Here is a 20185-nt window from a genome sequence, read left to right as displayed (position 1 = left end):
TACGAGCTGTGGGCAACGTCAAGGCAGGCCAGCATAGCGCCCAAAAGATCATCGGATGTCTTATGTTGGGACCGTATTGACACATCGGACCGTCGCCCGGCAGTCTTTCTCGTGAAAACATCGGATGTATAGGGGACGTTGTGAGACTGGTTCGAGTAGGTGACAGGGGCGGGGAGAGACCCGCCGTGCTGGCGGACGACGGACGCCTGCTCGACCTGGGGGATCTTCTAGATGGAGGGGATCTCGACGGTGCCTTCTTCGCTTCCGATGGGATCAGCCGAATTCGGACGGCGGTGGCCGAAGGTGCCCTTCCCGAGCTCGACGGGGATGGTCTGCGGATCGGAGCGCCGATCGCCCGGCCGGGAAAGGTCGTGTGTATCGGTCTCAACTATCGGGACCATGCCGAGGAATCCGGCGCCCAGGTGCCCGCAGAGCCTGTCGTCTTCATGAAGGCCAGCAACACAGTCGTCGGACCTTTTGACGAGGTTCTGATCCCCAGGGCCAGCACGAAGACCGACTGGGAGATCGAACTGGCCGTCATCATCGGCCGGACCGCGCGATACCTGGAGTCGCACGAGGCGGCGCTGGAATGCGTCGCCGGGTACGCGATCTCCAACGATGTCTCCGAGCGTGAGTTCCAGCTTGAGCGCGGCGGGCAGTGGGACAAGGGCAAGTCCTGCGAGACGTTCAACCCGCTCGGGCCCTGGCTGGTCACGGCCGATGAGATCTCCGACCCGCAGCGGCTCGGCCTGCGGCTGTGGGTGAACGGGCAGCCCCGGCAGGACGGCGACACCAAGAACATGATCTTCGAGGTGGCCGAGATCGTGCGGTATTTGAGCTGGTTCATGGTGCTCGACCCCGGTGACGTGGTCAACACCGGCACCCCGGCGGGCGTGGCGCTCGGCGGACTTCCGTACTTGCGTGAGGGCGATGTCATGGAGCTGGAGATCGACGGACTCGGGCGGCAGCGGCAGACGGTGGGTCAGGCGTGATCCAGCCCGCACCACTCCTGCCGTCCACTCTGACCATCCAGACCTTTGAGACGCACGACATCAGATTTCCCACCTCGTTGGAGCTCGACGGCTCCGACGCGATGAATCCCGACCCGGACTACTCGGCCGCGTACGTGATCCTTGGCGACGGGGAGTACGAAGGTCACGGGTTCGCCTTCACCATCGGGCGGGGGAACGACATCCAGACCGCTGCGATTCGGGCGCTTGAGCCGTACGTGCTGGGGCGGGATGTCAGCGACCTTGGCGCGATTTATCGGGAAATGGCGCACGACTCGCAGTTGCGGTGGCTCGGTCCGGAGAAGGGCGTCATGCATATGGCGATCTCCGCGGTCGTCAACGCGCTCTGGGATCTGCGGGCCAAGCGGGAGGGCAAACCCCTCTGGCGGGTGCTGTCCGAAATGTCGCCTGAGGAGATCGTCGATCTTGTCGACTTCCGTTATCTCACCGACGAGCTCACGCCGGAGGAGGCGCTGGAGATCCTGCGCCGGGCCGAGCCCGGGCGGCAGGAGCGGATCGCTCAGGCGTTGGAGCGCGGGTATCCGGCATATACGACGTCTCCTGGCTGGCTGGGGTATGACGATGACAAGTTGCGGCGGCTCTGCGTGCAGGCAATTCAGGATGGGTTCTCGCAGATCAAGCTGAAAGTCGGCGCGGATCTGGACGACGACATCCGGCGCATGCGGATCGCACGGGAGGTCTGCGGCGACGGATTCCCGATCGCCATCGACGCCAACCAGCGGTGGGACACCACGACGGCGGTGCGGTGGGTGGACGCGCTCGCGCCGTACCAGCCGTGGTGGGTGGAGGAGCCGACAAGTCCGGACGATGTGCTCGGGCACGCCACGATCGCGCGGGCCATCGCCCCGATTCCGGTCGCCACCGGTGAGCATGTGCAGAACCGGGTGGTCTTCAAGCAGCTGCTCCAGGCGCGTGCGATCTCCTACCTGCAGCTGGACGCGGCCCGGGTGGCCGGGGTCAACGAGAACATCGCGATCCTGCTGCTGGCCGCCAAATTCGGCATTCCGGTCTGCCCGCACGCCGGCGGCGTCGGCCTCTGCGAGCTCGTGCAGCACCTGTCGTTCTTCGACTTCGTCGCGGTGAGCGGGTCCATGCAGGATCGGGTCATCGAATACGTCGACCACCTGCACGAGCACTTCGCCGACCCGGTGGTCATCGACCACGGCAGATACCGGGCTCCCACGGCGCCCGGGTTCAGCGCCACGATGCATCCGGAGTCGATCGCGGCCTATTCCTATCCCGACGGGCCGGTTTGGAGGTCCTCATGAGTGAGTTCGACGGCCTCAAGGCGCTGGTCACCGGCGGCGGATCCGGCATCGGCCTGGCCACCGCGACCCTGCTGGCCGCCCGCGGCGCCCGGGTCGCCTGCCTGGACGTCAACCCGCCTGGCGATCCGTTCTTCGGGGTCAAAGCCGACGTCACCGACGATTTTTCGGTCCGTACGGCTGTCGCCGCGGCCGCGGAGCAGTTCGGCGGCCTGGACATCGTTATCAACAACGCCGGAATCGGGGCGGCCGGCACGATCGCCGACAACCCCGATGACGAGTGGCTGCGTGTCCTGGATGTCAATGTTGTCGGGATGGTGCGGGTGGCCCGGGCGGCGTTGCCGTACCTGCGGGAGTCGGCGCACGCGGCGATCGTCAACACCTGCTCGATCGCGGCCACGGCGGGGCTGCCGCAGCGGGCGCTCTACAGCGCGACCAAGGGGGCGGTGCTCTCGCTCACGCTGGCGATGGCCGCCGACCACGTCCACGAAGGCATCCGCGTCAACTGCGTCAATCCCGGCACAGCGGACACCCCCTGGGTCGGCCGCCTGCTCGACGCCGCCGTCGACCCGGACGCCGAGCGGGCCGCGCTCAACGCCCGCCAGCCGCTGGGCCGTCTGGTCAGCGCCGACGAGGTCGCCCACGCCATCGCCTACCTGGCCAGCCCCCTCGCCTCCGCGACCACGGGAACGGCCCTCGCCGTAGACGGGGGTATGCAAGGCCTCCGGCTCCGGCCGAAGGAGTGAGGGATGTCCAAAGGCACGTTTCGGAGGTGGGCGAGGGCTCGCTTCGGTTCCGGCTGAAGGGATGAAGGCGTCCACGTGCTTGCTTCGGCTGCGGCCGGACGTGGGCGAAGGTTTGCTCTGGTTGTGGCCGAAGAGGTGAAAGATGCAGAGAATCGCGTTGCGTACGCGGCTCAAGCCCGGCTGCGAGGAGATCTACGACCGGGAGCATGCGAGCATTCCGCCCGAGCTTGAGGCCGAGCTGCGTGCCTTCGGCGTACATTCCTGGCGGATCTGGCGGAGCGGGCGGGAGATTTTCCACTACGTGGAGGTGGACGATTACGCCATACTCCAGGCGAAGCTCCGCGACAGCACGGTCAATCAGGCGTGGCAGGCCCAGATGAACCGGCTCCTGGACGGCGACTTCGACCCTGACGACGGCGGCCTCCGCAAGGTCTGGGAGATGTCATGACCTCCTTGAGCACCCGCGGGATCCGGCCACCATCGTGATAGGGGTTCGACGTGAGTAGGTGCTTGACGTGACGCGGTACGGCTTGGGCTGCGCGCCGATCGGGAACTTGTTCACCGCGCTGACCGACGAGACGGCGCGCGCCGCGGTGGACGCGGCATGGGAAACCGGGATCCGGCTCTACGACACCGCGCCCCACTACGGTCTCGGCCTGTCGGAGCGCCGTATCGGCGAGGCACTCCGGCATCGCCCCCGCTCCGAGTTCACGCTGTCCACGAAGGTGGGCCGCCTGCTGGTGCCCGCGGATGGGATCGGGCGCGACGACCAGGGTTTCGACGTTCCCGCCACGCACACCCGTATGTGGGATTTCTCCGCTGACGGGGTCCGGAGGTCGCTGACCGAGTCGCTCGAACGGCTCGGCCTGGATTCGATCGACATCGCGCTCATCCACGATCCCGATCACCACTGGAAGGAAGCCGTCGGGGAGGCGTTCCCGGCACTGGCCGACCTCCGCGCGCAAGGCGTGATCAAATCCGTCGGTGTCGGGATGAACCAGTGGCCGATGCTCGCCGACTTCGTCCGGGAAACCGACGTGGACACGATCATGCTGGCCGGGCGCTACACCTTGCTCGACCAGTCGGCGGCGGCCGAGTTGCTGCCGCTCTGCCTGGAACGCGGCGTTTCGGTGGTGGCCGCGGGCGTGTTCAACAGCGGCATACTCGCCACGCACGACCTGAGGGGCACCTACAACTACGTCCCCGCGTCCCCCGAACTGCTCGACCGGGTCCGCCGCCTCGCGCGCATCTGCGAGAAGCACGGCGTCACGCTGCCTCAGGCAGCGCTCGCGTTCCCTCTGCGGCATCCGGCGATCTCCTCGGTCGTCCTGGGCATGCGGTCAGCGGATGAGGTACGGCAGAACATGGCTTTGGCGGCTTCGTCCATTCCCGAGGCTCTCTGGGATGACTTGGCGGAGGTTGAACATGATTGACAGTCATCATCATCTTTGGGATCCGTCTCGCCGGACATATGGGTGGATGGCGGGTGAAGCACTGGCGCCGTTGCGCCGGCCGTACGGGTTGGACGACTTGCGCCGAGAGACGTCGGCAGCCGGAGTAACCGGAACCGTCCTGGTCCAGACGGTCAGCGACATCTCCGAGACCGAGGAGTTCCTCGCCCTCGCCGCCGCCTCCGACGGCCTCATCCGCGGCGTCGTCGGCTGGGTCGACCTCACCGCCCCCGACGTCTCCGACCAACTCGCCCGCCTCCGCACCCTCCCCGGCGGCGACCTCCTCGTCGGCATCCGCCACCAGATCCAGGACGAACCCGACCCCCACTGGTTCGCCCGCCCCGACGTCCGCCGCGGCCTCCTCGCGGTAGCCGCCGCCGACCTCGTCTACGACCTCCTCGTCCTCACCCCCCAACTCCCGATCGCCCACGAGGTCGCCGCCACCCTCCCCGACCTCCGCTTCGTCCTCGACCACGCCGCCAAACCCCCCATCGCCACCGGCGAACTAACCCCCTGGTCGGACTCAATAGCCACCCTCGCCAAACTCCCCCACATCACCTGCAAACTCTCCGGCCTGGTCACCGAAGCCTCCTGGACAAACTGGAAACCCGCCGACCTAACCCCCTACACCGACCACATCCTCAATTCCTTCGGCCCTTCCCGCGTCATGTTCGGCTCCGACTGGCCCGTCTGCGAACTAGCCGCCACCTACTCCCAAGTCACCACCCTCGCCCAATCCCTCACCCCCACCACCCACAACCAGATCTTCAAATCCACCGCCGAATCCGTGTACGGCCTCCAGCCCATGTAACCACCCGGCCGCAACAACACATGACACCCTGTGGATAAGCTCCGCACGCTCGTGGCGATGATGCGTCACGCCCTATGGATAAGCGCGCACACTCGTGGCGCTTTGCACGCCGTCACGATGCGGCACGCGCCAGGCCGCGTCGGGTGAGCCGACCAAATCAACACTTGTCACGGAGACGGAAGCCTGCGGACTGCGAAGTGCCAGCGGCCGGCGTCATGAATACCGCCAGATGCGCCCCGCCCCTGCGGATGAGTGCCGCACCTCCTGTGATGATGCGCCCCGCCCCTGCGGATGAGTACCGCACCTCTACGGGCCGGCGTGTCCATCGCCACCGTGTCCCGGGCGTTGCGCGGCACGGGGCCGGTCGCCGCCAAGACTCGGGAGCGGGTGCTGCGCGCCGTCGAGGAGCTGATGTGTCATGCGCCTGTGGATGAGCACCACACCCTCTTGGTGATGATGCGTTACTCGCCTGTGGATAAGTCGTCCGGCGCTCTGGATCTTTATTAAGACCCGCTGAACTGGCCACCTCGTCATCATCGGGCAATTGACCGAATCCTCCTTCCAGTGTTATCCACAGAATCCCACTCGGTCAATTGGGCGGTGCCTACTCGCTCCACCATTGGGCTCGATTTCCCTTCGAGCCTAGGAGGAGCCCGTGCTACCAGCGCTGCTCGCCGCATCCGCAATCACCGGCGTCGCCTTCGCCGGACCCGCATTGGCCGACATTCCCCGACGTCCCTGTGCCGTCGTCCGGCCTTACCCCGATCGATCTTGGGTCGCACCAAACGTATTCACCAACGATCGCGACCACTTCGAAGATCTGTCCACCTGGGAAGAACACTGGGAAGACTGGGTAGCACAACAGGAATACTGGTGGAACACATTCATTACCCGCTTCCTACCTCACACCGATGATCGAGATACTCCCACTCCACCACACCTGCCCACCCGCCGCCCCTCATGCCCACCTCGCAACGAAACCCTCCCACCAAACCATTTCCAACCCCCGCTCCACCCCACCAGGGAGAATTCCACGCCCAGCGGAGACCCAATAACCGGTTGGAACTCCACGCCCAGCGAGGCACCAATAACCACCTGGAATCCCAAGATCAGTTGGAATCCCAAGCCTCGCGAAAGGCCTAAGACTGGCGAAGAGCTCAAGATCGGTGGAAAGTCCGGGACTGGAGAAAATCTGGGGACCAGCAAAAAGCCGTGGACCGGGGAAAATCGGGAGACCAGGAGAAATCAGGGGACCGGGAAAAACCGGGGGAGCGGCGAAAATCTGGGGATCGGCGAGAAGCGGGGAAACAGAGAAAGGCCCGGGACTGCCAAAGAATCCGAACCCGGCCCGAGACCCGCGAACAGCCCAAAGCCTGCCACCAAGCCCCAACCTGCGCACGACCAGAAGCCTGGGGAGATCGCTGTTGCGGCGGTCAAAAGCTGGCTGGGCACGCCCTATACCTGGGGCGGCGGGAACGACAAGGGCCCCAGCCGGGGAATCGGCAGAGGAGCCGCCCGAGTCGGCTTCGACTGCTCAGGCTTGGTGATGGCCGCCTGGGCCAAAGCCGGAGCAGACCTGGCCCACTACACCGGCACTCAAATCCGCCAGGGCCACCCCGTCGCCATCAAAGACCTTCGCCCAGGCGACCTCATGTTCTTCGGCGGCACCCGCGCCCACCCCGCCCACGTCGGCATGTACATCGGCAAAGGCACAATGATCCACGCCCCCAAAACCGGCGACGTAGTCCGCAAAGCAAACGTCCTCAACTCAAAGCACTACATGTCCACCTTCCAAGGCGCCACTCGTCCCACTCCCAAAGCACCCACACCCAAGAAGTAAACAGCGACAGTAGCTAAGGAAGTGCCCCGGCCTCGATCCGCTCGCTCCATGGGGCACTGGATTCATCTGATCCGGCCACCCCGGCCGGATCAGATGGGCCCCGAGCTATGGTCGTGGGCAATCCACGGACAGATCGATCAGCCAGTTGCGGCATTCAAGCGCGGTATTCAATTGATGGGACGGTGTCAGATTTCCAGTGCGGTCAGGTCCAGGCTGGCCACGCGAGTGGGGTCGGCGAGGATGTCGATGCCCGCGATTCTGGCGTCGAGGATGGTGAAGCTCATGACTGAAATCGGTTGGCCGTTGATGGTGCCGATGACGCCGGCGGTGCCGTTTACCAGGGCGGGTAGCGCGGCCAAGGTGGATTGTGCGGTGCTGGTGGAGCGACTGAAGAGGAGCGACTGGCTGGCCACGTCCGGCGCGCCCCGGACGACCCGCAGGCCGCCTGGCGTGTCGACCCGTAGGACCACATCCGGGTCCAGGACGGCGACGAGGGCGTCGAAGTCGCCGCCGCGTGAGGCGGCCAGGAAGGCGTCCACGACCTGGCGCTGGCGGGTCAGGTCGAGGTCGGGGGTGGGCGCTGAACGCTGCACCCTCCGCCGGGCACGACTGGCGAGTTGTCGGGCGGCGGCGGGGGTCCGCCCCACCATGGGTGCGATCTCATCGAAGGGGACCGCGAACATGTCGTGCAGGACGAACGCCAGCCGCTCCGCGGGTGCCAGGGACTCCAGGACGACCAGTAGGGCCAGACCCACCGAGTCGGCCAGCAGTGCCTCATGCTCGGGCTCGATCCCGTCGGCGGGGCTGATGACCGGGTCCGGCAGGTGCTCCTCCAGGGGATCCTCACGCCGGGAGGCACGAGATCGGAGCATGTCCAGGCAGACCCGCCCGGTCACCGTGGTCAGCCAGCCGGCCAGGTTTTCCACCTGGGTGGTGTCGGTACGGCTGAGCCGGATCCAGGCCTCCTGTACGGCATCGTCGGCCTCGCTCAGCGAACCAAGCATCCGGTAGGCCACCGCCTTGAGCCGCCCGCGGTGAGCCTCGAACCGGTCCGCCAGGAACTCGTTCTCATCCATCGGTCACATCCTCCCGTTAAGTCCCGTCATACCGATGACGAACCGAAACAACCCGGTGTGACCTGGAGGAATTATGGAAGCACGGATGAGCAACCCGGCGATGGCCCTCCCTGGCGTGATGACGGCCATCCAAGGGCTCGTCAAGGCCAAATCCAAGGGAGGAGTGCCGGAGGAGACTCTGGAGCTGGTGCACCTGCGGGCCAGCCAGATCAACGGCTGCAGCGCCTGCGTGTACGCGGGCGGGATTTCCGCGAGGAAGGCCGGGATGAGCGACGAGCGGCTGTGGGCGGTGGCGGCCTGGCGGGAGGCACCGTACTTCTCGGAAGCGGAGCGTACGGCACTCGAACTGGCTGAGACGATGACCCGGCTCAGCGACCGCACCGGCGAGGCCGTGCCGGACGAGCTGTGGGAGCGCCTAAGCGGCCACTACGACGAGCCGCAGCGCGCGGCTCTGATCCTCTGGATCGCCACCGCCAACTTCTTCAACCGTATCAACACCGCCATCAAGGAACCGGCGGGCACCACCTGGGGATGAACCACAACAAACCCGCTACCGCAACATCCGCTCCGCAGGGGCCTGACGCCAACCCAGTTACCTGCACGTGCTCAGGCCGGACGGCGAGCGTCGCATCCTCGGGGTGATGAGTGAGCACGAAGATCGGTCCGTCCCAGGAGCCGCCGTACGGGCGGCTGTCGCCCGAGACGTCCAACCGTCTCGACCCCCCCAGCACGGCGCCCGTGGTCTTGACGTACTCGTCGATCAGGCCCGGACGGGCAGAGATTCCGGTCATCATCCAGTCCATCTCGTGGTTGGGCCCCGCCACGAATCCGTCCAGTGACATCGTGAAGTGCCAGAGCACCTTTCCGCTCGCGGTCTGCGGTTCGGTGTCGCTCACTCGCTGCTTCCTGCGATCTGCTTGCGATGGCGATACCGGTAGGTCTTAAACGGCTGGTGCGCGCTGCGGGAGATAGGACAGAGTTGGACCCCATGGATCGCCAGCTCATCAGCCATCTCGCTCATCGTGACCATCCCATCGCCGCGCCGGTCTCCGGCGCGCAGGTGACCCGGCTGCTCCGCCGGGCCCGGTTGCCCGAAGGCGCGAGGATTCTCGACCTCGGCTGCGGCGAGGGGGCCTGGGCGCTGCGGGCGCTGGCGATGTATCACGACGCGACCGCCGACGGCGTGGACATCTCCGCCGAAGGGCTCAAGGCGGCCGAGCGTATGGCCGAAATGCAGGGTGTCTGGGAGCGGATCCGCCTGCACAACAAGCCGGCCGCCGACTTCCCGGTGGCCGAGCAGTACGACCTGGTGCTCTGCGTCGGCGCGACGCACGCGTTCGGCGGCCTTCTCCCGACCGTCGAGCACGTCCGCCGCTACCTGCGCCCGAACGGGCTCGCGCTGGTCGGCGAAGGCTTCTGGGAACGCGAACCGACGCCGGAGGCGCTCACCCGCCTGGGCACCGACCCGTCGGAGTACCTGGACCTGCCCGGCACCGTCGCCGCCGCCGAATCCGCCGGCTTCGACACGGTCTACGCGTACACCAGCGACCTGTCCGAATGGGATGACTACGAGTGGTCCTGGACGGGATCCCTCCTTCGCTGGGCCAACGAACACCCCGGCCCGGACGCCGCCGACGCCCGCGCAGCGGCCCTCACCCACCGCGACATGTGGCTCAACGGTTACCGGGGCGTCCTCGGCTTCGTCACCCTCCTACTCCAGCGAACCTAGGGAGTCGCAAGGGCCTCCGTGGGGGGCATCCGGGCGGCCCGGACGGCGGGGTAGAAACCGGCGAGCCCGCCGATGACCAGCGTCGCCACCACGCCGCCGATCATCGCCCAGGCGGGCACGATGGCGGGCCAGCTCTGATAGGTCGCGTACGCCCCGGTCACCCCGATGCCGAGCAGCACCCCGCCGACGCCGCCGAGCAGCGAAAGCAGCAGCGACTCGGCCAGGAACTGCAGCCGGATCTGCCCCCGGGTGGCCCCGAGCGACCGGCGCAGGCCGATCTCCGCCCGCCGCTCCAGGACCGAGATGACCATGGTGTTGGCCACCCCGACCCCGCCGACCAGCAGCGCCACCCCGCCGAGGCCGAGCAGCAGCGCGTTGAGCGTCGCGTCGGTGGCCTGCTTGGCGGCCAGCGCGTCCGACGGCCGCGAAACCTTGACCTCCTGCGGGTTCTCCGGGTTGGCGGTCCCCGCCAGCACCCCTTGCACGGCCACGACCTGGGACTCCTCGGCCCGGGTGTACACCGTCGTGGGATATCCGTCGAAGCCGAGCCGTTCCTCGGCGACGGGCCAGCCGACCAGCGCGGCGGTGTCCAGCTCGGGCGCGAGCGGCGCGGGAGCCAGCACCCCGACGACCGTGAACCACTCCCCGCCCAGCCACACCCGCTGCGCGGGGCCGGGCTGGTAGACGCCGAGCCGGTCGGCCGCCGTCGCGCCGAGGACCACGGCCGGGTAGCGTTCGGTCGCCGCGTTCAGCCACGCGCCGGCCGCGACCGTCGCGCTCACCTTGCCGAGCAGGTCCAGCCGGGTCGCGGTGACCGCGATGCTGCCGCTCTCCGCCACCGGGATCCGGTCATTCCTGTACACCTTGGCGGGCGTGGTCCCGATCGCGGTCACCGCCGTCACCGGCCCGATCCGGGCGATCATCCGCTCGGCGTCGGCCGGCAGGTGCGAGTGGTCGCCGAACAGGGACTGCCCGGGCGCGACCGTCAGCAGGTTGGTGCCGAGGGCGGCCAGCCGGCGGTTGAGGTCCTCCTGGCTGGACGCCGAGATGCCGACCACGGAAAGCATGGCCGCGATCCCGATGGCGATGCCCAAAGCCGACAGGAAGACGCGCAGCGGGCGCGACCGCAGTCCTGCTCCGCCCACCCGCACCACGTCCCGCGGGCTCATCCGCGCGGGCCGATAGGTCACCACGTGCTCACCTCCAGCGCGGAGTCCCGTACGACCCGGCCGTCCAGGAGCTCGATCTGGCGGGGGAGCGCGGCGGCGAGGTCGCGGTCGTGGGTGATGACCAGGACCGTGGTGCCGCCCGCGTTGAGCTCCCGGAGCAGGGCCAGCACCGCGGCTCCTGAGGCGGAGTCGAGGTTGCCCGTGGGCTCGTCGGCCAGCACGACCGCCGGGTTTCCGACGACGGCGCGGGCGATCGCCACCCGCTGCCGCTCGCCGCCGGACAGCTGGTGCGGCCGGTGGCCGAGGCGGTGCCCCATGCCCACCTGCCGCAGCGCGAGCTCGGCCCGCCGTCGCCGCGCGCCCAGCGGCACCCCCGCGTACAGCAGCCCGTCCGCCACGTTGTCCAGCACCGGCACACCCGCGGCCAGGTGGAACTGCTGGAAGACGAAGCCGATCGCGCGGGCCCGCACCGCCGACAGCTCGCGGTCGGTCAGCGCGGCCACGTCGTGCCCGGCGATCCGCACGGTCCCGCCGGACGGGCGGTCGAGCGTGCCGATGAGATGGAGCAGCGTCGACTTGCCCGAGCCGGAAGGGCCCACGATCGCGGCCAGCTCGCCCGCCCCGATCGTCAGGGACGCCCCGCGCAGCGCGGTCACCTGGCCGTTGTAGCGCTTGCTCACGTTCGCCAGCTCGATCATCGCGGCACCACCACGGCGGCGCCCTCGGCGACCCCGGTGACCTCGACCTGCCCGTCCGCGAACAGGCCCGTCTCGACCGGCAGGTAAGAGCCGTCCACCGCCTGTACGGCATAGCCGCCCTCAGCCAGCGCGACCAGCGCGTTCACCGGGACCGCGAGCACGTCCGCCCGGGTCCTGGACACGATCGTCACGTCCACGGGCGCCTTGTCGTACGCGGACAGCCGCTTGGCCGGCTGGACCACCACGCGGATCGTGGTGACCGGGTTCTGGCCGGTGCTCGTCGTGGCGACCTTCCCGACGCTGGTCACCTTCCCCTCGACGGTCGCACCGCTGGGCAGCTCGACCGTGGCCGCGACGCCCTTCCTCACCAGGTCGGCGTCGGCCACGTCCAGGTCCACGTCGACCTGCTGCCGGGTCCCCGTGTACGCGAGGACGGGCCCGCTGGCGGGAGAACCGGCCACGGACGTCACGTCGGCCACCCGGATGGCTGCCCGTGCGAGCACGACGTCGCCGGGGCTGACCCGGCCGGTGACGGGAACGCCGAGGTCGTCCTGCCACTCCTCGACCGCGTTCGCCGTGGCCGACGTGAAGGTCCGGTCCACGGTGAACCCGTCATAGCCGAGGGCTTTGAGGTTCTTCTCCAGTTCCTCGACGTCTCGGCCTTCCACGCCGCTGGACAGCGTGCGGTAGAGGGGCAGCGTGCCGTACAACAGAGGCACCTTGTCGTTGTCCACGCTGTAGACGGCCCGGCCCCGTTTGATCGTCTTGCCCTCCTCGGGCAGCCAGGTGATCGTGCCCTGCCCGGCGGCGCGGACGGTCGTGGGGTCGCCGAAGCCGAGGGACCCGGCGACGGTCTCGGTCGCGTTGAGCGTGGTTCGCTCGACCCTGGCGGTGGCCGGGGGCGTACGGGTGACCGCGGGCTCGTCCCCGCCGCCGACCCCGACGGCGGCCACGACCGCGGCGGCGAGCACCGCGGTGGCGCCGCCGACCGCGAGCGCGGTCCGCCCGCGCCGCCGGTGCCGAGCCGGAGCCTCGACCGCGACCTCCTGATCGATCATCACTTTCCTCCGGTCAGGGGGGAGAGCTTGTCGCGACAGGCGTCGAAGGCCTTCAGCACCTTGGGGTCGCTCCGGTTGAGCCCTTCCATGGCGATTCGCCCGGACGCCGGGTCGGGGTCGGGCATGTCCACGCCGTTCGCGCGCATGCACCCCGCGAACTGGCGCAACGCCTCCTGGACTTCAGGATCCGTCGGGTCGATGTCGCCTGCGGGCGCGAGCGATCGGCAGGCCTGTAGCGCCTTCTCGACGTTGCCGGTGGTCTTGGGCAGCTCGCCGAAGGTGCCGTCCGGGCCGGGATCGGGCATGTCCACGCCGTTGTCCCGCATGCACTGCGCGAACGCGCGAGGATCGGCCGAGGCCGACGCGGACGCGCTGGCGCCGGGGGTGGCGCCGTCCTTGAGGGACGCGACTCCGGTGTTCGCGGGCGACTGGCCGCACCCGGCGAGCAGGCCGATCAGGAGGCCGACGGCCAGGCCGGTTCGATGAATTCTCATGCCCGGATGCTGGCGCGGCTGCCTCGGAGCGGGCTCGGAGCCACCTCAACGAGGCAGCAGGATCCGGAACGTCGCGCCGCCGGGCTCGTCACCGAGTTCCACCCGGCCGCCATGCGCGCGGATGATGGCGGCCACGATCGCCAGGCCGAGCCCGGCGCCGCCGTCCGCGCGCGACCGGCTCCGGCCCGCCCGGTAGAGCCGCTCGAAGATGTACGGCGCGTCCTCGGCTGGGATCCCGGGGCCGGTGTCGGCCACCTCGACCACTCCCTGCGTTGGGGAGACCCCGACCCGGACCGTGATCTCGGCCTCGGCCGGCGTGTGGGTCAGGGCGTTGCCCACCAGGTTGGTCAGCACCTGGCGGAGCCGGGCGTCGTCCCCGGGCACGATCACCGGCCGGAGCGGACCCTCCCCGTACGGCATGAGCCGGATCCTGCGCTCCGGAACCCTGACCCGGGCGTCCCTGATCGTGTCCGCCGCGATCTCCAGCAGGTCGACCGGCCGCCGGTCCAGCGGACGCTCCTGGTCCAGCGCGGCCAGCGTCAGCAGATCCTGGACCAGCACCCCCATCCGGGTGGCCTCCTCCTCGATCCGGCGCATCGACTCGTCCAGCTCGGGACCTGGCGGCGAGCCGCCGTGCCGGTACAGCTCGGCGAAGCCGCGGACCGACGTCAGCGGGGTGCGCAGCTCGTGCGAGGCGTCCGCGAGGAACTGGCGCAGCCGCACCTCGGACGCGCTGCGCGCGGCGATCTCCCGCTCGACCCGGTCGAGCATGACGTTCATCGCCAGGGCCAGGCGGCCCGGCTCGGTGTGCGGGTCGGGCCCGGGCGCCCGGTGGGCGAAGTCGCCGCCCGCGATCCGCGCCGCCGTGTGCTCCATGCGGGTGAGCGGGCGCAGGCCGAGCCGTACCACGGCGGCGGCGGCCGCGCCGAGCAGGAGCAGCACCGCCGCGGTGACCAGCACCTGGATGACGTTCAGCTTCGACTCGGTGTCCAGGATCGGGCGGAGCGAGCCGGCGACCACCGCGACACCGCCGTTCGGAACGGTCTGGACGGCCACCCGCCACGGCCCGGTGGCCGAGGGGACGTCGAACTCCTGGCCGCCACGGGCCACCAGCTCGGTGAAGGGCGGCAGCTGAGGATCGCCGGATTCCGGACTCATCAGGGACGCCAGGGAACCGTCGGGCGCGTAGACGTAGAAACGATTGTCGATGGCCAGCCGCTTGGCGATCACCTCGGTCGGCAGCTGGAGGCTGGAGTAGTCGAACGCCGTCGACACGCGCGCGAGGGCGGTCGCGCTCGTGGTCAGCTGCTGGTCCAGCCGGTCCACCAGGTAGCCGCGGAGCAGCGCGGCGCCCACGACGTCGGCCAGCACCAGCCCGGCCGAGGTCAGCGCGAGGATCGCCAGCACCAGCCGGGTGCGCAACGTCCACAATCCGGGCTTTCTCATCGCGGGAGCCGCAGGGTGTAGCCGACGCCGCGGACCGTGTGGATCAGCGGCGGATCCCACCGGTCGATCTTCTTGCGCAGGTAGTAGACATACGACTCCACGATGCTCGCGTCGCCGTCGAAGTCGTAGTGCCACACGTTGTCCAGGATCTGCGCCTTGCTCAGCACCTGGCCCGCGTTCGTCAGCAGGTATGCGAGCAGGTTGAACTCGGTCGGCGACAGGTCGACCGGCACGCCGCCGCGCCGCACCTCGTGCGCGCCCGGATCCAGCTCCAGGTCCGCGTAGCGCAGCGCCTGACTCTCCCGGGCCGGTACGGCTCGCGCCCGCCGCAGGATCGCGCGGATCCGCAGCACCACCTCCTCCAGGCTGAACGGCTTGGTCACGTAGTCGTCCGCGCCGATCAGCAGCCCCTTGACCCGGTCCTCAACCGTGTCGCGGGCGGTGAGGAACAGCACCGGCACCCGATCGGTCAGCCGCCGCGCCACCTCGAACCCGTCGAGGTCGGGGAGCATGACGTCGAGCACGATGAGGTCGGGCCGGAACCGCTCGGCAGACACCAGGGCCGCCCCGCCCGTCCCTGCGGCGCAGACCTCGAAACCGGTCAGCCGCAGGGTCTGCGACAGCAGCGCGCAGATGTTCGGCTCGTCGTCGACGACCAGAACCTTGCTCGTGGGGTCCATATCCCCAGCTTCTACCCCGGCAAGCTCAACGCCGGCTGGGAGCCGGTCAGAGGGCTTGGCGGAGCCATTCTTCGACGCCGGCGATGTGGACGGTGGCCCAGGCCTGGGCTATCTCCGGCTGGCGGGCGGCGATGGCCTCGTAGATGGCGTAATGCTGGTCGAGGGTCTTGCTGGGGGCGTTCTCCTGGGTCAGGCCGCGCCATACTCGGGCTCGGGTGGTGGGGCCGGAGAGGCTCTCGATGAGGGAGCAGAGGACGGCGTTGCCGGAGCCCTCGGCGATGCGCTGGTGGAACTCCAGGTCGTTGGCGACCAGTTGTTCGATGCTGGGGTTGGCGGGGAGGGCGTCGAGGATCTTGCGGAGTTCCGCGATGTCGGTGTCGGACATCGTGGTGGCGGCCATGGCGGTGGCGGCGGGTTCGAGGATGCGGCGGACCTGGAAGAACTGCAGGACGGTGTCGTCGCGGTGGAAGTCGACGACGAAGGAGAGAGCGTCGAGCAGGAGGCGGGGTTCCAGGCTGGTGACGTAGGTGCCGTCGCCTTGCCGTACATCCAGGACGTTGATCAGGGCGAGGGCGCGGACGGCCTCGCGGAGGGAGTTGCGGGACAGGCCCAGCCGCTCGGCCAGGTCGGCCTCCTTGGGGAGCCGGTCTCCGGGAGCCAGCTCGCCCGTGATGATCATATCTTTGATTCTGTCGATCGCCGCGTCGGTAACCGCCACGCTACGCACCCCACCCATAGACATCCGATGTCTATGAGTGTATGACGAACCGGACCGGCTCATCTGCTGTGCGTTCGATCACATCCCGGACTTCGAGGGTGCGCAGGTGGGCGGCGGCTTCTCCGGCGGCCATGCCGCGCAGCATCGGCGGCAGCTGGTCCCAGGGGCGGTTCCAGGTCATCCGGGCGGCGACCTCCCAGATGGTGAGGGGTTCGGGGGTTTCGGCCAGGAGGGTCTGCAGGCTCTGGAGCTTCTCCTCGTGGTGGGTGTGGATCTCGGCGGCCCGGGCGGAGACGTCGGGGAATCGGATCTCGTGGGCGGGGAGCGCCTCGATCGGGCCGAGTTCGGTGACGCGCAGCAGCGACGTCATGAAGTCGCCGAGGGGGTCGACGTCGTTGCGGTCGTAGGGATATATGCCGATATGGGGGGTGATGTCGGGGAGGACGTGGTCGCCGGTGAAGAGGCGGTCGGTGTCTTCGAGGTGCAGGCAGATGTGGCCGGGGGAGTGGCCCGGCGTCCAGATGGTACGCAGGCGGCGGCCCGGGAGGTCGATCAGGTCGCCGTCGCTCAGCGACAGGTCGGGAAGCGCGGGAGGTTCGGGGCGGTTCGCGACGCCCTCGGCTACTTCGTGGCTATCGGCTCCGGCACGGCGCAACATGTCGGCCTGAAAGTCCTTGTGGTTGCCATCCTTGACGACGTCCCGGAACAGTCGCACTAAGGCGATATCGGCTTCGTGCATCGCGATCCAGGCGCCGGAGCTTTCGCGAACCTGACCGGCCAAGCCTGAATGGTCCGGGTGGTAATGCGTCACCACCACACCGCGCACATCCGCGACATCCATCCCCACACTGGCCAGCCCCTCCGTCAGAGCCAGCCAGGCATCCGGATGATTCCACCCCGCGTCGATCAACACCGGCCCACCCGGCGACTCGACCGCATACACCAGCGTGTACCCGAGCGGATTCCCCGGAATCGGCACCGGCACGCTCCACACGCCCCCGCCGACATCCATCGGCCGCTGCTCGATGTACGCCCGCCGCCGTGACCTGACGCCGCTCTCACTCACGCTAGCCGTCCACTCCCAGGGTCCACGGCCGAGCCGCCCCCCGAATAAGCCCTACGCAAGCGAATCAAGCGCTTGGTACGCCGAGTCTACCGATCAAACAATCGACTCCCCATCATGGCCCTTGAGTTTCAGGAGCCCAACTGAGTTCCCGGAGCCCAACTGAGTTCCCGGAGCCCAACCGAGGCTTTCGGCGCCAGCGGGTTGGCTCACCTCGCTGTTTGGGTCCAGGGCGCCGCCGCGCTGACCTTCTCCAGGAACGGGCGTTTCCTCCTGATCGGCGGCCTCGCCGGAGTCAATCCGGAGGGCGGTTCGCTGATCCTCCACGACCTGGCCCAGAGCTGCGACCCGCCGTATGCGTTGGGGCGGTCTCGACGAGGGCGCTGACTTTCAGCTCGTCCTCGGCGCCTCCCCGAGATCCAAGAATCCGCGATCCACCTCGTCCTCGTCCTCCTCGTCCTCCTCGTCCTCCTCGTCCTCCTCGTCCTCCTCGTCCTCCTCGTCCTCCTCGTCCTCCTCGTCCTCCTCGTCCACCTCGTCCACCTCGTCCACCTCGTCCACCTCGTCCACCTCGTCCAGGTCGTCCAGGTCGTCATCGTCCAGGTCGTCATCGTCCAGGTCGTCAAAGTCGAGGTCTGGTTTGACCCCTATGGGACGGCATAGGTCTGGGGCGAACCTGAATATGGTCTTGGGGCTGGTTGGTTCGGGGGAGCGGCGGATGGCTATACCGCCTGGGATCGCCGCCACGTAGATGCACTCGTCGTCCTGGACGTAGGGGGGCGTGATGTCCTGCCAAATCGTGCCCTCGGGGATGAACCTGTCCAGCATGGTCATGGTGGCTGCTCCTTCTTGTTCTGCGGTCGCGGTCGTTCCGCGGTCGTGTGGTCTCGGTGAGCCGACTGGACGCTGAACTCCCATTCCGGAAAGGGCCCGCCTCGATCGCATCGGCGAGGCCGAGGCGGTGGAAGTCCGGGCCCACGCGATCGAGGCGGTGGAAGTCCGCGCCCACGCGATCACGATCGAGGCGGTGGAAGTCCGGCCGACGTGATTGAGGCGGTGGAAGTCCGGGCCGACGCCTTGGCCGGGCGTGATCGTGGCCGATCACCCGGGCGGCCGGGCGGTGTCCTGCGTGGGGTGATGAGTTCGAGTGCTGTTATTTCCGGTTCGCCCTTTTAGTCGTGCGATTTTGGGTGGGGGTTGTAGGACCTGTCTTCGTGGTTCTTGACTAACTGCGATTAGCGTGCCGTTAATCAGCTTTGATGCGAAGAACATCGGCAGCCACGTAAATCGGACAGGTTTGTACGATCATTGTGCGACCGACGTCCGGGCATCCAAGACACAGAACAGAGGCAGAATGCCCGCCGCCCGAGAGCTGGACCCAAATGCTGGTCCAGTCGCCCTCCTCGGCTTCGAACTGCGAAAATTCCGGCTGGCCGCGAAATGGTCCCAAGAACAACTAGCCGAAAAGATCAACTTCAGCGCGTCTCTGGTCGGTTTCATCGAACGCGGCGACCGCGTTCCCCGGCGCGACTTCATCGAACGCTGCGAGGAGGTGCTCGGCCTGAACGGCGAACTCCTCCGCCTCTGGCCCCGCATCAGCCTGGAATCAAGTCCACGCTGGTTCCGCCCCTGGCTGGAGATCGAGGCCGAGGCCCGAACGCTGCGCACGTGGCAACCGGCCCTTATTCCCGGCTTGCTGCAGACGGAGGAGTACATCCGCACGACTTACAGCGGTGAGCCAGGAATGGCCAGAGAGAAGTGCGAAGAACTCGTCGTCGCCCGGCTGAGCCGACAAACGATCTTCGATCGTTCCATCCCGCCCATCTTCTGGGCAGTCATCGACGAGACGGTGCTCTGGCGTCCGCTGGGCGGCAGGGAGGTGATGCGTCGTCAGCTTGAACATCTGTTAGAGATGTCGAATCATCCGTTCGTCACGATTCAGGTGGTCCCCCTGGCCAGCGGGTCCACGGCTGGCCTGGCTGGAGCCTTTGTGATCGCACAGCTCCCGAGCCAGCCTGATACCGTGTATGTCGATTCGCCCGCAAAAGGATATGTCTCCGATCACGCGGCGGATGTGGCGGCTGTCAACGACAGGTATGAAGCCGTGCGTGCCCATGCGCTCCCCGCTCATGTGTCGGTCGAGCTGATCAGAGAAACAATGGTGAACAGATGGACCTGAGAGACGAGTTGGCAAACGCCGCTTGGCGTAAGGCGTCGTTCTCCTCGGGCAATGGCGGCGACTGCATTGAGGTCGCGCCTCTGTCCGGTGGTCGTGTGGCTATGCGTGACACCGAAGCTCCAGGGCAGGAGCCTTTCGTCGTCTCCGCGAGCGTGTGGAGCGCGTTCGTGAGCGGCGCGAAGGCCGGAGAATTCGACTTCTGACAGCGCATCGAAACGGTGAGCCCTTGGCCAGAACAGCCAGGGGCTTTCTTTGGAGCAAACGCGTTCCAAGAACAGGCCGCCCCAGGGCCGAAGGAATTCTCGCCCTGTGAGGCCGAGGGCGATGAGCGGGTTGTGGAAGTCGTCGCGTGCCCAGCGGGTACCTTCGGCGATGTTGGTGAAGTTCAGCAGGCGTAGAACGCCGATCGCGTAGCCACGCATGGTGGCGCACCGATCGCGTGGCTACGCATGGCGGCCAGGATCGGCCCTTCACGCGCTGTCTCAGGATCGGAGAACTCCCACGATCCTGGGTTCCCGGCCTGGGTGGGTGGCGCTCTCGTGCCGGTCCGGTTCAGCGCCGGAACCGTCCGGCGAAGCGGTTCCTCTTGCCGTGGTAGAGGAGGGTCCAGGTGCCGTCGTGGTTGCGGCGGGTGCGGTAGCGGTCGGGGTGGGTTGCTTTGTCGCGGTTGTGCCAGGTGCAGGCGGGGGCGAGGAGGTCCAGGTCGGTGGTACCGCCGTCGGCCCAGCCTT

The 20185-nt window shown here is 68.0% G+C and carries 23 protein-coding genes; 12 read left to right on the top strand and 11 right to left on the bottom strand.

Annotated features, from left to right (window positions below):
* The first annotated feature begins 185 nt into the window (after positions 1-185).
* From Amac_RS34225 to Amac_RS34190, 8 genes are all read left to right on the top strand, one after another.
* Positions 186-992 (top strand): fumarylacetoacetate hydrolase family protein, encoded by an 807-nt coding sequence (locus Amac_RS34225; RefSeq protein ID WP_444978808.1) that lies wholly within the window; start codon positions 186-188, stop codon positions 990-992.
* Positions 989-2299 (top strand): L-fuconate dehydratase, encoded by a 1311-nt coding sequence (locus tag Amac_RS34220; RefSeq protein WP_246268907.1) that lies wholly within the window; start codon positions 989-991, stop codon positions 2297-2299. The genes Amac_RS34225 and Amac_RS34220 overlap by 4 nt, the downstream gene beginning before the upstream one ends.
* A complete protein-coding gene (locus Amac_RS34215; RefSeq protein ID WP_155358564.1) occupies positions 2296-3042 on the top strand; it encodes an SDR family NAD(P)-dependent oxidoreductase in 747 nt (248 codons plus the stop codon). The genes Amac_RS34220 and Amac_RS34215 overlap by 4 nt, the downstream gene beginning before the upstream one ends.
* A 142-nt stretch (positions 3043-3184) precedes the next feature.
* Positions 3185-3490, top strand: a complete 306-nt coding sequence (locus Amac_RS34210; RefSeq protein ID WP_155345271.1) for an L-rhamnose mutarotase — start codon at positions 3185-3187, stop codon at positions 3488-3490.
* A gap of 67 nt (positions 3491-3557) precedes the next feature.
* Positions 3558-4475, top strand: coding sequence for an aldo/keto reductase (locus Amac_RS34205; RefSeq protein ID WP_246268905.1), 918 nt, complete (start codon positions 3558-3560; stop codon positions 4473-4475).
* A gap of 46 nt (positions 4476-4521) precedes the next feature.
* Positions 4522-5304: an amidohydrolase family protein gene (locus Amac_RS34200; protein WP_246268903.1), complete on the top strand. Its 783-nt coding sequence runs from the start codon at positions 4522-4524 to the stop codon at positions 5302-5304.
* Positions 5305-5622: 318 nt separating this feature from the next.
* Complete coding sequence (locus Amac_RS58425) at positions 5623-5811, top strand: LacI family DNA-binding transcriptional regulator (RefSeq protein WP_425544309.1); 189 nt, start codon at positions 5623-5625, stop codon at positions 5809-5811.
* 148 nt (positions 5812-5959) lie between these two features.
* A complete protein-coding gene (locus Amac_RS34190) occupies positions 5960-7144 on the top strand; it encodes a C40 family peptidase (RefSeq protein WP_155358560.1) in 1185 nt (394 codons plus the stop codon).
* Positions 7145-7329: 185 nt separating this feature from the next.
* Here the strand turns inward: Amac_RS34190 and Amac_RS34185 are convergent, their stop codons facing one another.
* Positions 7330-8220: a sigma-70 family RNA polymerase sigma factor gene (locus tag Amac_RS34185; protein WP_155358559.1), complete on the bottom strand. Its 891-nt coding sequence runs from the start codon at positions 8218-8220 to the stop codon at positions 7330-7332.
* 85 nt (positions 8221-8305) lie between these two features.
* Here Amac_RS34185 and Amac_RS34180 point away from each other — a divergent pair, with 85 nt between their 5' ends.
* Positions 8306-8755: a carboxymuconolactone decarboxylase family protein gene (locus tag Amac_RS34180; protein WP_246268901.1), complete on the top strand. Its 450-nt coding sequence runs from the start codon at positions 8306-8308 to the stop codon at positions 8753-8755.
* Here the strand turns inward: Amac_RS34180 and Amac_RS34175 are convergent.
* Positions 8724-9116 (bottom strand): dihydrofolate reductase family protein, encoded by a 393-nt coding sequence (locus Amac_RS34175; protein ID WP_218041456.1) that lies wholly within the window; start codon positions 9114-9116, stop codon positions 8724-8726. The two genes, Amac_RS34180 and Amac_RS34175, sit on opposite strands and share 32 nt — an antisense overlap.
* A gap of 92 nt (positions 9117-9208) precedes the next feature.
* Here Amac_RS34175 and Amac_RS34170 point away from each other — a divergent pair, with 92 nt between their 5' ends.
* A complete protein-coding gene (locus Amac_RS34170; RefSeq protein WP_155358557.1) occupies positions 9209-9949 on the top strand; it encodes an SAM-dependent methyltransferase in 741 nt (246 codons plus the stop codon).
* On the opposite strand, the gene Amac_RS34165 is transcribed toward Amac_RS34170, so the two are convergent.
* From Amac_RS34165 to Amac_RS53945, 9 genes are all read right to left on the bottom strand, one after another.
* Positions 9946-11118: an ABC transporter permease gene (locus tag Amac_RS34165; RefSeq protein WP_155358621.1), complete on the bottom strand. Its 1173-nt coding sequence runs from the start codon at positions 11116-11118 to the stop codon at positions 9946-9948. The genes Amac_RS34170 and Amac_RS34165 overlap by 4 nt on opposite strands.
* A gap of 17 nt (positions 11119-11135) precedes the next feature.
* Entirely contained in the window at positions 11136-11816 is a 681-nt protein-coding gene (locus Amac_RS34160) for an ABC transporter ATP-binding protein (RefSeq protein ID WP_155358556.1), read from the bottom strand.
* Positions 11813-12874, bottom strand: coding sequence for a peptidoglycan-binding domain-containing protein (locus Amac_RS34155; protein ID WP_155358555.1), 1062 nt, complete (start codon positions 12872-12874; stop codon positions 11813-11815). Before Amac_RS34155 ends, Amac_RS34160 begins: the two co-directional genes overlap by 4 nt.
* A complete protein-coding gene (locus Amac_RS34150; RefSeq protein WP_155358554.1) occupies positions 12874-13368 on the bottom strand; it encodes a hypothetical protein in 495 nt (164 codons plus the stop codon). The genes Amac_RS34155 and Amac_RS34150 overlap by 1 nt, the downstream gene beginning before the upstream one ends.
* Before the next feature lie 45 nt (positions 13369-13413).
* On the bottom strand, positions 13414-14814 hold the full coding sequence (locus Amac_RS34145) for a sensor histidine kinase (RefSeq protein WP_155358553.1): 1401 nt from the start codon (positions 14812-14814) through the stop codon (positions 13414-13416).
* On the bottom strand, positions 14811-15494 hold the full coding sequence (locus tag Amac_RS34140; RefSeq protein ID WP_155358552.1) for a response regulator transcription factor: 684 nt from the start codon (positions 15492-15494) through the stop codon (positions 14811-14813). Before Amac_RS34140 ends, Amac_RS34145 begins: the two co-directional genes overlap by 4 nt.
* Positions 15495-15540: 46 nt before the next feature.
* Entirely contained in the window at positions 15541-16230 is a 690-nt protein-coding gene (locus Amac_RS34135) for a FadR/GntR family transcriptional regulator (protein ID WP_281356375.1), read from the bottom strand.
* A 13-nt stretch (positions 16231-16243) separates the two neighbouring features.
* Positions 16244-17278, bottom strand: a complete 1035-nt coding sequence (locus Amac_RS34130; protein WP_307729789.1) for an MBL fold metallo-hydrolase — start codon at positions 17276-17278, stop codon at positions 16244-16246.
* Positions 17279-17665: 387 nt separating this feature from the next.
* Positions 17666-18109, bottom strand: coding sequence for a hypothetical protein (locus Amac_RS53945; protein ID WP_170322801.1), 444 nt, complete (start codon positions 18107-18109; stop codon positions 17666-17668).
* A gap of 406 nt (positions 18110-18515) precedes the next feature.
* On the opposite strand from Amac_RS53945, the gene Amac_RS34120 reads away from it, so the two are divergent.
* Positions 18516-19454, top strand: a complete 939-nt coding sequence (locus Amac_RS34120; protein WP_155358550.1) for a helix-turn-helix domain-containing protein — start codon at positions 18516-18518, stop codon at positions 19452-19454.
* Entirely contained in the window at positions 19445-19657 is a 213-nt protein-coding gene (locus tag Amac_RS34115) for a DUF397 domain-containing protein (protein WP_155358619.1), read from the top strand. The genes Amac_RS34120 and Amac_RS34115 overlap by 10 nt, the downstream gene beginning before the upstream one ends.
* The last annotated feature ends 528 nt before the right edge of the window (positions 19658-20185 follow it).

Origin of the sequence: Acrocarpospora macrocephala, from assembly GCF_009687865.1 — a bacterium.
Lineage (GTDB): Bacteria > Actinomycetota > Actinomycetes > Streptosporangiales > Streptosporangiaceae > Acrocarpospora > Acrocarpospora macrocephala.
Note: the sequence above shows the minus strand (reverse complement) of the source record. Positions and strands in the feature narration are given on the sequence as shown.